General features: G+C 53.7%; 9 protein-coding genes. 1 reads left to right on the top strand and 8 read right to left on the bottom strand.

Annotated features, from left to right (window positions below; genetic code table 11):
• Window positions 1-91: 91 nt before the first annotated feature.
• Complete coding sequence (locus IB222_RS03010; protein ID WP_126956998.1) at window positions 92-1,090, bottom strand: Gfo/Idh/MocA family oxidoreductase; 999 nt, start codon at window positions 1,088-1,090, stop codon at window positions 92-94.
• 72 nt (window positions 1,091-1,162) lie between these two features.
• On the bottom strand, window positions 1,163-1,663 hold the full coding sequence (locus IB222_RS03015) for a M48 family metallopeptidase (RefSeq protein ID WP_003828546.1): 501 nt from the start codon (window positions 1,661-1,663) through the stop codon (window positions 1,163-1,165).
• 82 nt (window positions 1,664-1,745) lie between these two features.
• Between IB222_RS03015 and rlmG the strand changes: the two genes are divergently transcribed.
• Complete coding sequence (rlmG, locus tag IB222_RS03020; RefSeq protein WP_003828544.1) at window positions 1,746-2,882, top strand: 23S rRNA (guanine(1835)-N(2))-methyltransferase RlmG; 1,137 nt, start codon at window positions 1,746-1,748, stop codon at window positions 2,880-2,882.
• 150 nt (window positions 2,883-3,032) lie between these two features.
• Here rlmG and IB222_RS03025 read toward each other — a convergent pair whose 3' ends face one another.
• The 6 genes from IB222_RS03025 to ebgA form a co-directional block, all read right to left on the bottom strand.
• Complete coding sequence (locus IB222_RS03025) at window positions 3,033-5,051, bottom strand: NADPH-dependent 2,4-dienoyl-CoA reductase (protein ID WP_149384518.1); 2,019 nt, start codon at window positions 5,049-5,051, stop codon at window positions 3,033-3,035.
• A gap of 229 nt (window positions 5,052-5,280) precedes the next feature.
• Window positions 5,281-7,632, bottom strand: coding sequence for an alpha-glucosidase (gene ygjK / locus IB222_RS03030; RefSeq protein WP_149384519.1), 2,352 nt, complete (start codon window positions 7,630-7,632; stop codon window positions 5,281-5,283).
• Between the two features lie 16 nt (window positions 7,633-7,648).
• Window positions 7,649-8,710 (bottom strand): protein YgjJ, encoded by a 1,062-nt coding sequence (ygjJ, locus tag IB222_RS03035; RefSeq protein ID WP_149384520.1) that lies wholly within the window; start codon window positions 8,708-8,710, stop codon window positions 7,649-7,651.
• Between the two features lie 82 nt (window positions 8,711-8,792).
• Entirely contained in the window at window positions 8,793-10,226 is a 1,434-nt protein-coding gene (locus IB222_RS03040) for an amino acid permease (RefSeq protein ID WP_149384521.1), read from the bottom strand.
• A 65-nt stretch (window positions 10,227-10,291) separates the two neighbouring features.
• Complete coding sequence (locus IB222_RS03045) at window positions 10,292-10,741, bottom strand: beta-galactosidase subunit beta (protein WP_003828536.1); 450 nt, start codon at window positions 10,739-10,741, stop codon at window positions 10,292-10,294.
• A complete protein-coding gene (gene ebgA / locus IB222_RS03050; protein WP_149384522.1) occupies window positions 10,738-13,830 on the bottom strand; it encodes a beta-galactosidase subunit alpha in 3,093 nt (1,030 codons plus the stop codon). The genes IB222_RS03045 and ebgA overlap by 4 nt, the downstream gene beginning before the upstream one ends.
• Window positions 13,831-13,889 lie beyond the last annotated feature (59 nt).

The following is a 13,889-nucleotide window of genomic DNA, read 5'->3' on the forward strand; positions in this document are numbered from 1 at the left end:
ACCGACAACGAAGTTACTCCCCTTTGCGGGTTACAAAATATTACAGGCCATCCATTCAGTCAATGGCCTGCAACATTCGTTTTACACACCTTTACGCAGTCAGCGATGTTTCCGCTTCGTCTGCCGGGAAAAACACGCCGGTCTGGCGGCGAATCTCCGTTTGCAGTTTGGCGGTGATACGGCTGACGGCCAGTGCCGGGTGATCCACTTCGCCGGATTCAACCAAATGAGCAAAAGCCTCTGCCTCATACAGCATAGTATTGATGTGCTGAGGCGTCGTCAGATCCTGCGTTTTCCCTCCACGTGGCACGAAGCACACTTTCTGACACTCGGAGATATGCTCGATGACCAGCGATCCCGACTCACCCTGAATTTCACTGGCTAATACCGAGTCGCTTACTTTTGAGTGCTGGAGCGTAACGCTGAAATCACCGTAATTCAGCACTACCACACCGTGGGCATCCACGCCGCTTTCCAGCAGGCTGGCGCTGGCCTGAACGCTCTGCGGTTCGCCCCACAGCGCAACCGCTGAGGCCAGGCAGTAAAAACCGATATCCATAATCGAGCCATTGGAGAACGCCGGATTAAACGTGTTCGGGTTTTCACCGTCCAGATAGCGCTGATAGCGCGAGGAGTACTGGCAGTAATTGATAAACGCTTTCCTGATTTTTCCAACTTTTGGGAGCGATTGCTGTAACAGCAGGAAGTTAGGCAGGTAGGCGGTTTTAAACGCTTCAAATAGCACGACCTGATTTTGACGCGCGCAGGTGATAGCGGCTTCAGCTTGCGCCAGGTTGGAGGCCAGCGGCTTTTCGCAAATAACATGCTTTTTGTGCCGCAAAAACAGCTCAGTCTGCGGGAAATGCAAAGAGTTTGGACTGGCGATGTAGACGGCGTCGATCGCCTCGCTTTGCGCCATCGCTTCCAGCGAGGTAAACAGATGTTCGACTGGGTAATCGTTGGCGAAGGTCTGCGCCTGCTCAAGGCTACGAGAATAGACTGCGGTTAACTTATATTTGCCGGTTTCATGGGCGGCATCGACAAACTGGCGGGTGATCCAGTTTGTGCCAATTACTGCGAAACGTATCATAAAGGCCTTCAGGCTGCGAAATGGGATTCTTTCGTCAATTTAGCATGCCCTGAAGACAAAGCCAGTGCGCGACTACGCAGTTTGCTTTAACGATTGTTGCGTTAACCACAGGCGGGTATCGAACTCCAGTTGATGATACTGAGGCTCCATATGACAGCACAGCTGGTAAAACGCTTTGTCGTGCTCTTTTTCCTTCAGATGCGCCAGTTCATGAACGACGATCATGCGTAAAAAGGGTTCTGGGGCGCTGCGAAACACGGTGGCGACGCGGATCTCCGCTTTGGCTTTGAGCTTACCGCCCTGCACGCGAGAGACGGCGGTATGCAGCCCCAACGCATTATTCAGAACGTGGATCTTGCTGTCATACATGACTTTATTTAGCGGCGGGGCGTTACGCAGAAACTGATTTTTCAGATCCTGGGTATATTGCCAGAGCGCTTTGTCGGTCGCGAAGTCATGCGTACCCGGATAGCGCTTCTCCAGCACAGCGCCCAGGCGCTGCTCAGCAATCAGCGTTCTCACTTGAGAAAGCAAATGTTCCGGGTAGCCCTGGAGGTAAGTTAGTTGGTTCATTCATGTCCACGCAAATCATAAAAGTGTATACTCACGCACCCTTTTCAGGGATACGCCGAAATTTTACCATTCAGGAGGGCCGATGAGCCACATAGACAACGGTTTCCGTTCGCTGTCACTTAAACGTTTCCCGGAAACGGATGACGTTAACCCGCTGCTGGCGTGGGAAGCTGCAGATGAATATCTGCTGCAACAGCTGGACGATACCGAGATTAGCGGCCCGGTGCTGATCCTGAATGATACCTTCGGCGCGCTGGGCTGTGCGCTGGCGGAACATACGCCGTACAGCATTGGCGACTCCTATCTCAGCGAGCTTGCCACGCGTGAGAACCTGCGTCACAACGACATTGCCGAGTCGAGCGTCAAGTTCCTCGACAGTACCGCTGATTATCCGCAGGCGCCGGGCGTGGTGCTGATTAAGCTGCCAAAAACCATGGCGCTGCTGGAGCAGCAACTGCGTGCGCTGCGCGAAGTGGTAACGCCAGAAACGCGCATCATCGCCGGGGCAAAAGCGCGTGATGTACATACCTCGACGCTGGAACTGTTTGAAAAAGTGCTGGGTCCAACCACCACTACGCTGGCGTGGAAAAAAGCCCGATTGATCAACTGTACGTTCAGCAAACCGGAGCTGGCCGCTGCCTCGCAGACGCTCAGCTGGAAGCTGGAAGGCACCGACTGGACTATCCATAACCACGCCAACGTCTTCTCCCGTACCGGACTGGATATCGGCGCGCGCTTTTTTATCGAGCATCTGCCGGAAAACCTCGAAGGGGAGATTGTTGATCTCGGCTGCGGTAACGGTGTTATCGGTATGACGCTGCTGGCGAAGAACCCGGAAGCCAGCGTGGTATTTGTTGATGAATCGCCGATGGCGGTGGCTTCAAGCCGTTTGAACGTGGAAAGCAACATGCCTGAAGCGTTGGATCGCTGCGAGTTTATGATTAACAACGCGCTGTCTGGCGTCGAACCTTTCCGCTTTAACGCCGTGCTGTGCAACCCACCGTTCCATCAGAAGCATGCGCTGACGGATAACATTGCCTGGGAAATGTTCCACCACGCCCGCCGCTGCCTGAAAATCAACGGCGAGCTGTACATTGTGGCTAACCGTCACCTCGACTACTTCCACAAGCTGAAGAAGATTTTCGGCAACTGCGAAACCATCGCCACCAATAATAAATTCGTGGTGCTGAAGGCGGTTAAAACCGGTCGTCGTCGGTAATAGCGGGTGCCGGATGCGGCTAACGCCTTATCCGGCCTACAGTAAAAATCTGCCTGATTCTGTAGGCCTGAAAGCTGCGCGCCATCAGGCAAATCGGTGCAGAGTGCCGGATGCGGCTAACGCCTTATCCGGCCTACGAAAGACATGACGTTAAATTTCCAGCGCCAGCCTGGTGCCCTGCGCAATAGCGCGTCGGGCATCCAGTTCCATCGCCACATCGCAGCCGCCGATCAGATGCACCGTTTTACCTGCCGCGTGCAGCGGATCGACCAGTTCACGGCGCGGCTCTTGTCCGGCACAAATCACCACGTTATCCACGTTAAAGATCACCGGTTCACCGTTCAACACAACGTGTAACCCATCATCATCAATCTTCTGATAGCTGACTGCCGGGATCATTTTCACACCGCGTGAGAGCAGGGTGGCGCGATGGATCCAGCCCGTCGTTTTACCTAAACCTTGCCCCGGTTTGCTGGCTTTTCGCTGCAGCATCACTATCTGGCGCGGGCTGCGGGATAAGTGCGGACCTTCCGGGCGTAAGCCGCCTGGCTGTTGCAGGCTGGTGTCGATCCCCCATTCCACGCAGAACTCCGCTATGTTCTGGCTGGTGGGTTCGCCGGGCTGACTCAGATACATTGCGGTATCAAAACCGATCCCGCCGCAGCCCACGATCGCCACGCGTTTACCCACTGGCGTTTTATCGCGCAGAACGTCGAGATAGCTCAGTACTTTTGGATGATCGATCCCCTCGATCGGCGGCATACGAGGCTCGATCCCACTGGCGAGGATCACTTCGTCGAAGGTGTGCAGATCGTGTGCGCTGACAAAGTGATTCAGCTTCAGCGTCACGCCAGTCACGTCGATCATCTGGCGGTAGTAGCGCAGGGTTTCATAGAATTCTTCTTTGCCGGGGATCTGTTTGGCGATATTAAACTGCCCGCCAATCTCGCCATGTGCGTCAAATAGCGTCACGTGATGCCCGCGCGCTGCGGCATTTATGGCGAAGGCGAGGCCCGCAGGACCCGCGCCAACAACCGCCAGGTTCTTTGGCACAGCTGCCGCAACAATCGGCATTTTGGTTTCATGGCAGGCGCGCGGATTGACCAGGCAAGAGGTGACTTTGCCGACGAAGATCTGATCCAGACAGGCCTGGTTACAGCCGATACAGGTGTTGATCTCATCTGCTCGTCCGGTTTGCGCTTTTGACAGCAGTTCGGCATCGGCGAGGAACGGACGGGCCATCGACACCATATCTGCATCCCCACGGGCCAGAATGTCGTCGGCAACCTGAGGATCGTTAATCCGGTTGGTGGTGACCAGTGGGATCGTCACATGCCCTTTCAGCTTACGCGTCACCCAACTAAACGCGCCGCGGGGTACCGGGGTCGCGATAGTGGGAATTCGCGCCTCATGCCAGCCAATACCGGTGTTAATAATGGTGGCCCCGGCGGCTTCTATAGCCTGCGCCAGCTGGACGGTTTCGTCGAAGGTTCCGCCATTTTCCACCAGATCGAGCATCGACAGGCGGAAGATAATAATAAAGTCATTCCCGGCACGCTGGCGTACCGCTCGCACCACCTCAACGGCAAAACGCATGCGGTTGGCATACTCACCGCCCCATTGGTCATCGCGCTGGTTGGTACGCAGAGTCAGGAATTCGTTGATGAGATACCCTTCCGACCCCATCACTTCCACGCCATCGTAGCCCGCTTCCCGCGCCAGCTGTGCGCAGTGGGCAAAATCTTCAATCAACTGCAGCACTTCATCGTGCGTTAATTCATGTGGCGTAAAGCGGTTAATGGGTGCTTGAATGGCAGAAGGCGCCACCAGATGCGTCTGGTAGCTGTAACGCCCGGTGTGCAGGATTTGCAGGGCGATTTTGCCGCCTTCATCATGCACAGCATCGGTAATGACGCGATGGTGAGCAAGCTGGCTGGTGTCGTTCAGCATCGCACCGCCTTCCATTCCCACGCCGGAAAGCGCAGGCGCAATACCTCCACTCACAATTAACGCTACGCCGTGACGGGCGCGCTCGGCGTAGAACGCGGCCAGCCGTTCTGCACCATCGGGATATTCCTCCAGTCCGGTATGCATTGAACCCATCAGCACGCGGTTTTTAAGCGTGGTGAAGCCTAAATCGAGCGGAGCGAACAGCGACGGATAGCTCATAAAGGTGTCCAGTATGTAAAATTATTGTTATGTGGTCGGATGAGTTAATAATTTAGCCGTCGCCGCGTAAAAGGGAAAAGAGGAATGCCGTGATTGTGATGGGATTCAAAAAAGGAGTGGAGCCAGAGGACGAATATGCCGGATGGCAGTGCAAGCACCTAATCCGGCCGGTGAAAATGTGTCTTTGTAGGCCGGATAAGCGAAGCGCCATCCGGCGTTATGTCACAGATTACTGTTTTTTAAGAAAATCGTTATACAGCATATAGAGATGCGCCGCGCTCCAGGAGAAATTCGGTGCGCCCTGCTGTGCGCCGGTCAGCGGGTTATAGTTTTCCTGAATCGGACCGTCGGCGGTGAGGCCTTTGGCGTGGCTGAAGAAGGTATCCGCCAGTTTTAACGCGTCATCGCGATAGCCGTAACGCTCCATCCCTTTTAGCCCGAACCAGAACTGATCCACCCAGACGCGCCCGCGCCAGTAGATATCCGCGCCGAAAGCCGGGTTGGTCAGCGCCGCCGTGCCAAGCGGGACAAAGGTGTTGAACTCTTTGGGGTCGAGCATCACCTTAACCACCGCGTCCGCATGGGGCTGCGTTGCTGCACCGTTAAACAGCGGCGACCAGCCTTCCGGCCCTTTGCCACGTTCGACGATCGGTTTACCCGCGCAGCCGTTTGCCAGCGGTTGCTCCTCAATACTAACGTCGTAAAAGAATTTTGTTTCCGGGTCGAACATGCAGGTGTTGATGTAATTTGCGAGGTTTTGCGCCAGTTGGCGATAGCGCTGCGCCTCTTCGTGTTTGCCGAGCAGGGTCGCCATCTGCGCCAGATAATGGTTGTCGCTGTACATGTAGCTGGCCTGATCGACTGACTCCTGCAACAGCGAGTAACCCAGCAAATTACCGTCTTTACTGCGATTTTCGGCAAATTTCACCACCCAGTCGCTGCGTTTTCCACCGCCCGCGACGTATTTATCCAGTTGATCTTTATCGATAAAACCGAATACAGCCGCATCGTCACGACCGGACTCCCACGAGGCGGCAACCTGCGCTGGGATCTCCAGGCTGTCATACTGGCCCTTATCGATCACGGTGGCGTAGTTGTTAAGCCCGGAGAGCGTTTCTTCCTTGTCGCCTTTTTTCACCGTAAACAACATTTCGCCGCGGTCGGTATTGTGGGCTTTATCGCGGGTAGCGCCGTATTCCGGCACGCCGTTGCCGTTATGATCGCGGTTACGCAGCCACCAGTCGTGATACGCAACCAGCTTTGGATACATCTCTTCGAGCCAGGCCTTGTCTTTGGTGACGTAGTAGACTTCCATCACCGACCAGGCCGCCAGGCTGGGTTTGGTGTTGCGCTCGTTCCAGTTACCGCCGTCGCCGCCGCGTTCTGGGCTGAGATTCCAGGCAATCAGGTCGGGGATGAATCCGGCATCCTGCGGGCGAACCGGATCACCGGGTTTAACCTGCCATGAAAAGACGGCGCGAATATTCTCTTTGGCAATCTCCGGGTTAAAGTGCGCCATAGCGAAGGCCTGCTTCCAGGTGTCCCACGGCCAGGTTTGGTTGCCGGAGAACCAGCGGCCGGTGACCGATGGCGTCACGGTATTGTGTTTTACCGCACCGCCTGGCGAGCGCCAGTTGCCGTTTAGCGTTTCAATAGCTTTTACCGCGACCCGGGTTTGTTCCGTTGTGGCATCCGGATTGGTTAAGCCTTTTTGCAGATAATCCGCCCAGCGCTTTTGTGATGCAGCAAGATACCAGGCCGGGCGCGCCAGAATATCGCGGATCTGCGGCTGCTCTTTCGCTACATCCTCGGCGGTAAGCAGATGAGACCAGGTGGTGTAAATGGTTGTCGAACCGCTGATATGGGCCTTCCCCGTAAAGTGATGACCGTTAACCGTGGTTTTCATAGCGACAGATTTATGCACCTGATACTCCGACTCACCGGAGGTGAGCAGATCCCAGGTTGAGCGCACTTTGCCGAAGGTGACTTTCAGACCGTCGTGCGTGGCGGTGATTTTGCGCTGATAGCCAAGGAATTCGCTATCAATGGTTTTATCCGACAGCGCTTTTCCCTCTTTGGCTTCCAGTTTCTCCAGCAGCTCGCCGTCCCACACCAGATCCAGCGGCGTGTTGCTGGTGATTTTGGTTTCCAGCAGCGAGGTGCGCGGGCTGGCAAAACGCAGCGTCATCTCTATTTGCACATGCTTAGATGACAGCTTTTGCACCAGCGCGCCGGGAATGCTGTAGGCCTCAAGCGCGAAATCGACCTTTTTACCGTGCTGGTACACCGTCAGACGGTCAAAATTATTGGCCATAAAATTGATGTATTCTTCGGTCAGCAACGCCACGCCTGGAAAGCCGCCCATCGTTGCAGGGCCGTCCGGGAGCAAATGACCGTGCCAGGCGCCAAGATCGAAAAATGGATTAAAGCGCTGGTGGTCGTCGTGATCGTAGTCATGCATGTAGCCCGGCGCACCGGTGCGATTAATGATGTTTTTAAAGTCGTTAGCACTGGCGGCATGTGCGGAGAAGTTCATCAGCAGAATACAGGCCAGCGGCGTGAGAATAGGTTTCATGTTCATGGTATTCCGGTCCTTGTTACCAATAGAAATATTGCATCAGGAAGATTTGGTCGCTCGGGTCGCCGGATGCATTCTGCATATAGAACCGACTGTCGAAGGCGGTAGCGAAACGGCCGCCGCCGTATTCATACCAGATACCAAACTGCATAAAGGAAGTGGTTTCGTCCTCATAGCTATCCGGTCGGTGTTTGGCGTAGCTATAAGCTGTGGAGAGGTAAACGCCTTTTAGCGCTTCATACATCGCGCTGACCATATAGCCGGTTTCGGTGCCGGACACATCCAGTCCGTCGGCGCGGCCCGTGTGGTGCCAGGCGCGGGCGGCGAAGTTGGGCGAGAGGATGCCGGTCAGGAATAGTTGTCCGGTGCCATCCGTTATCTCCAGGCCGTTCATCCAGGTTACGCCTTCGGTCAGGTCGTACTGGATGTAGCCGTTCATCATGGCCGGATAGGTATATTTATCGTCGTAGCGATCGTATTTACCAAAGTGCAGCCAGGCTTTGCTCTCGTCGTGGTGTCCGGCGGGCGTTGCTGTCACGCTGTAGCGCAAAGGACCGGTCAGGTTTTGCACCTTAATGGCAGTCATGATGTCACGGGTGTTGGGAATAACGTAGCCCAGGTCTGGAGTGAAATCCCCCCACCATTGCAGGTCATCCAGCGAAGAGTCCTGGCGCAGGCTGAGCATCAGCTCCGTTCCGTCATTGGTACGATAACCGCCGTAAAAGCGGTTGATCCCGCCCTCGAATCCGCCCCAGCTATGGTCAGGAACCCAGGCATTGCCCTGATGGTCGGCCTGCACGGTCCAGCCCTCGCCGTAGATCAGACCAAACCAAGAGCCGTGTTTTATCTCCAGGCCACCTTCTATATAGGTACCATCACTGTATTTATGTTTGTCTTGTCCTTCTAAATCCATATATCCCCCCATGCCCAATTCGCCATAAAAGCGAAATGAGGGGGAAGATATTTCTGGCGTTTTCGTGTCGTCGTGTTCTGCAGGGCGAACTTCTTCTGCACCCAGAGAGGAGACGCAGAAAAAGGGCAGGGAAATAATTGCCCTGCAACAATGGCTAATGTTTTTCATGCTTCGATCCTAAGCAAATAAAATTTAATTTTTATTGTTATAGCCTTGGCGAATATTGTTTATTGTTATTATGTTTTAGTCATTAATTGATATCTGAAGCAGGGGCCGCCTCAATAGCTTTTTCTTCTTTGGTTAGCCCTTTGATATATTTACTGTATTTCCACCAGGCAAAACCGAGGAAAATAACAATCCCACCGACGTTATAGAAAATAATGGTCATGATATTGCCGCCGGTTGGGAAGGTAGAGGCAATAAATCCGATGGTGAAAAGAACGATCAGCATCGACACCACAACAATGCCGGTTTTTTGCGAACCCATACGGAAGTCGCGCGGTAAGTGGTCCAGTTTTGCACGCAGATTCAGGTAAGCCAGCATAATAAACAGCGGCGGCAGCATCGAGGCGGCGGCGGTCATGTTGATGATGGTGTTCATTAAATCCTGCACGGTATTGGAGCCGAGCGTCGGGATAATCATCAGCGGGATAACGATCAGGAACTGGATCCATGCTGCACGGGCCGGGACGCCGTTTTCATTCAGTTCGACGGTTTTTTTACCGAAAATACCCGCCGGAATTTCAGAGAAGAAGATCTTCACCGGCGTTGCGGTCCAAATCAGCAGGGAGCCGAACATCGCGGTAAAGGAGACCAGGCCGACAAAGCGGTTAACGACCAGCTCCGGCAGGCCGAAATATGCCGCCAGGCCGTGGAATACCTGCACCGAACCACCGGTAAACTTCAGCTCTTTGCTGCTGACGAATACGTTAATCAACACCGAGGAGATGGAATAGAGCACGCCGATAAAAATTCCGGCAATGATAATGACCTTCACGAACGATTTGGAGCCGCCCTTGACGTCGTTGACGTACACCGCCACCGACTCCGCGCCGCCTGCCGCCATAAAAATCCAGGTGGTGATACCGAGGAAGGCCCAGTTAAAATTCGGGATCATTGCGTCTACGGTGATAGGGTCAGCAGGCTGTACGCCGCCAACCAGCGCCGTACCTGCCAGTAAAATATAGGACAGCGTCAGCAGCAGCATCAACGTGGAGGTGACCGAGGTAATCGGCCCTAACATTTTTGCACCATTGGTCGAAACCCAGGTGGAGAAGGCAAACAACACCATACTTAACACGGTGGTTGCGAACGGCGTCAGAATGTATTCGTAGCCTAAAAATGCATATGAGGCGTAGGCAATAACGCGGGGCAAAAGCGAGGTAAAAAAGAACAGGTTAACGAACCAGTAGGTGTAGGCAGTAATAAATGCCCAACGCCCACCCAGCGAACTTTTTACCCATGCGTAGACACCGGCTTCGGAGTTTTTATTCAGCGAAACAAATTCAGCGATGATTAAGCAAAACGGAATAAAGTAGAAAATCGTCGCGAGGAAAAACATCGGTGCGGATGCCAGACCAAGCTCAATATTATTGTTGATTACGTTATTAAAACTATAAACCGCGGCAAAGGTGAGTGAAAGTAAGCCGAACTTGCCGATGGTATTACGTTTGGTATCAGACATAGCACATCTCCGATTCCTGATTATTATAGGGTACTGGCGGCGCAACGTCGGCGCCGCCTGTGTTTTTATTTATTATGAAAATAACCATCTTCGATGGTGACTTTGAGTACGACTTTTTTCACTGCGTTATTACAAATAAAACGATAGGCTTCATGGTTGTCACAAATAACCATTTGTCCTTCGTGCACTTCGACGGTTTTTCCACAACCTTTCAGATATTCGCGATCGGTTTCATCGCGATAATATTCAACCACCTGGAGATCCTCTTTGGCGGCATACTCTATTTTTTGCTGCCCTTGCAGGTAGTAATGGATCTCAAAATAACGACGATGACCGGTAAACAGCGCATCGGTCGCGGAGTCTGTCTCCACGCGGTAGCTCAGGGAATCACCGATAGAGTGGGCGACGCCTGGCTGAATATTGTCAATATTTTCAATAGCCTCGACGCAGCGTTGCCATTTCCGACCTGAAGCATAGCGTTGCTGGAACTGCTCTAAGTTGTCGATGATCCTCATTTTGTATTCTCGCTGTGCATATTCGTGGAAAAGAACCCGGTGCCAAAGGCGCGGTTGGCGGTGGTTTGAGCGCCAGATTCGCTGCCGGAAACCGGCAACAACGTGAAGCCGTAGCTGAATGACGTAAACCAGACGCGCCAGGAATCGAGTACTTCACTTCCCCACGAGTTGGAACCTAAGCCCAGCAACTGGTGGTCCAGATTCAGGGTGATGTCATCGCTACGTTGCAGCGCGTTGCAGTGCTGTGCGGCAAAGATATTTTCCTGCGTATAGCGCCAGGCGCTCAGGTTGACAGGGCGCTGCGGGACCACCAGCAGGCCGTTGCCGTGGCGGTTGGTTAGCATTGCCCAACGCACGTCCTGACGATTGCCGTTGTTTTGCGGGAACGGATAGTTTTCGAACATCTCATCCACGCTGCTGCGCCAGATGTCGATGATGTTGGCCTGCTGGCTATCGGCATAGTTTTCACCGGGACCACGTCCGTAATACGCCACCTGGCCCAAATCACCGTTGATGCCCATCGTGAAACCGATGCACGGAATAATGTCCCGGTACTCGCCGTAAGGCTGGCCAGAAAGTTCCACATTCAGCTGACCGTCCGCGGCAATGCGCCAGCGATAAGTGCAGCGCATACCGAAATCGAATACCGGTGGGGCGATAATGGTCTGGCTGGTTATCAGCAGCGCATCATCGGTTTGCTCAAGGGTAAACTCGCGCAGATGCTCCTGCATAATCTGTAAATGATTCGGCTGCCAGAGGCCTTCGAACTCTTGTTTGTGGTTATCAATGGTCGGTTTGAAGAAATTAATCTTCGGCTCGCGGGTAATCAGCTCTTCGCCATTGACGTTCCAGGCGATCGGTTTACCTGTCAGCTTTGAGAAGGTCAGATGGAAGTTATAACCGCGAACGGTGCAGCTCTGGCGGCTGTCTTCCAGCGTCAGAGGGTTGGCGTTTTGCAGGCTAAACGGTACGGCAGCCGCCGTTCTGGCCTTCAGCGGGAACTGATAAGTCGCGATGTGATGCCCGGCTTCGCTGTATGACGTTCGGGAATCTTTCGTCACGGTGACGTTAAGGAACGCTTCGCGCGCATCCAGCTCCGGCAGTGCGCATTGCAGCAGCGCGTCGCTGTTGGGAGGAACGTCGCGCAGTTTTATCTGCTGAACAGAGAGCGTATCTCCTTCGGCGCGAACCTCAATATGCAAGGTGTAGTCGTCAAGCGTGGTGAACCAGAGTTTGTTTTCTACCCGTAGCTCGCCGCGGGCCAGATCCTGTGCGCGCACTTTCACCGGCGCAATTACCTGCTTGTACTCTTTCAGTCCCGGTCCTGGGGTTTGATCGGAATAAATCAGGCCATCAAGGCAGAAGTTGTAGTTGTTCGGATAGTCGCCGTAGTCGCCGCCATATTTGTACCAGACGTTGCCGTCGTCATCTTTAGCCTGAATCCCGTGATCGCACCACTCCCATACATAGTGCCCCTGGATGCAATCATGCTGATAGAAGACGTTCTGATATTCCGTTAGCCCGCCGGGACCGTTGCCCATGGCGTGCGCATACTCGCAGATGATGCGCGGCTTAGGATGCGGATATTCACCAAACTCATTCATCAGCGGCACGCGGGTGTACATGGTGGAGATGATATCCACCACTTCGGCGTCACGATCTTCTTCGTAATGGATCAGACGCGTGTCATCCAGCGCTTTCGCAGCGTGATACATGGCGCGGATGTTACAGCCGTATCCGGATTCGTTACCGAGCGACCAGATGATGATCGAAGGGTGGTTTTTCTGCGCATGGACGTGGCGCACGATGCGCTCAACGTAGACATTTTCCCACAGTGGATCGTCGGTGATCCGACTGATATCGCCGATATTGGCGAAGCCGTGAGATTCAACGTCTGTTTCGGCCATCACGAACAGGCCGTAGATATCGCACAATTCATAGAAGCGCGGATCGTTCGGGTAATGGGCGGTGCGTACGGAGTTGATGTTGTGCTGCTTCATTAACAGCAGATCTTTTTCAACGCGATCCATACCGACAGCACGGCCCTTAAGATGATCGTTATCGTGGCGGTTAACACCATGCAGCATCACGTAGCGGTTATTGATGTAAAACAGACCTTCGCGAACTTTAATATCGCGGAATCCAACGCGCTGTGGCACGACCTCAAGGATGTTGCCGCTGGCATCTTTCAGTGTCATCACCAGATGGTAGAGATACGGCGATTCCGCCGACCACTGCTGCGGCGCGCTAACCTTGAAATGAAAAGCGGTCTGCGTTTGTTTATCCACCTTCAGAGTGTTAATCACACCGCTATGCAGCGCCTTCTCACCGTCAAACAAGGTGTATTCGAGCGACGCTATCGCTGGCGTGGAGGCCAGGTTTTCCAGCGCAATGTCGCAGGAGAGGGTGGCGTCGCGATAGTCATCATCGAACTCGGTGCGAACGGTAAAATCCTGAATGTGGGTCGCCTGTTTGCCGACCAGATAGACGTCGCGGAAAATTCCCGCCGACCACCACATATCCTGGTCTTCAACGTAGGTGGAATCAGCCCATTGCATTACGCGAACGCACAGCAGGTTATCACCGGTCTTCACCACCGCGCTGATATCAAATTCGGCCGTCAGGCGGCTGCCTTTGCTGAAGCCAACGTATTGACCATTCACGTAAACTTCGAAGTAGGTTTCTACGCCATCAAACTTAATCAGTGTCTGTTTGCCCTGCCAGCCTTCGCTGAGGGTGAAAATACGCTGATAGGCCCCGGTGGGGTTATTGGTCGGAACGTAGGGGATATCAATCGGGAAAGGAAAACCTTCGTCGGTATACTGCAGCTTGCCGTGTCCTTCCATCTGCCACATGCCGGGGACGGTGATGCTGCCCCAGTCACTCATAAACTGCGACGTAAAGGCTTCCGGCACCAGCAGCGGATGCTCAAAGAACTGAAAATTCCACTGACCGCTTAGCAGCTGAAAGAGGCTGCTGGTTTCGCGGGCAAACGAGCGAGCCTGCGCAACGGAGTCGTAAGAGAAAAAATATGCGCGTGGCGCCAGTCGATTTTCGTGGGTGAGCTGAATGTTTTCCCAGCGATTCATAAGGCCTCCCGGTGGAGAAAAATCGGAACCATTCATTGTAATGGTGGGTAAGTGTAATT

It is taken from the genome of Citrobacter sp. C13 (assembly GCF_014596815.2).
Lineage (GTDB): Bacteria > Pseudomonadota > Gammaproteobacteria > Enterobacterales > Enterobacteriaceae > Citrobacter > Citrobacter portucalensis.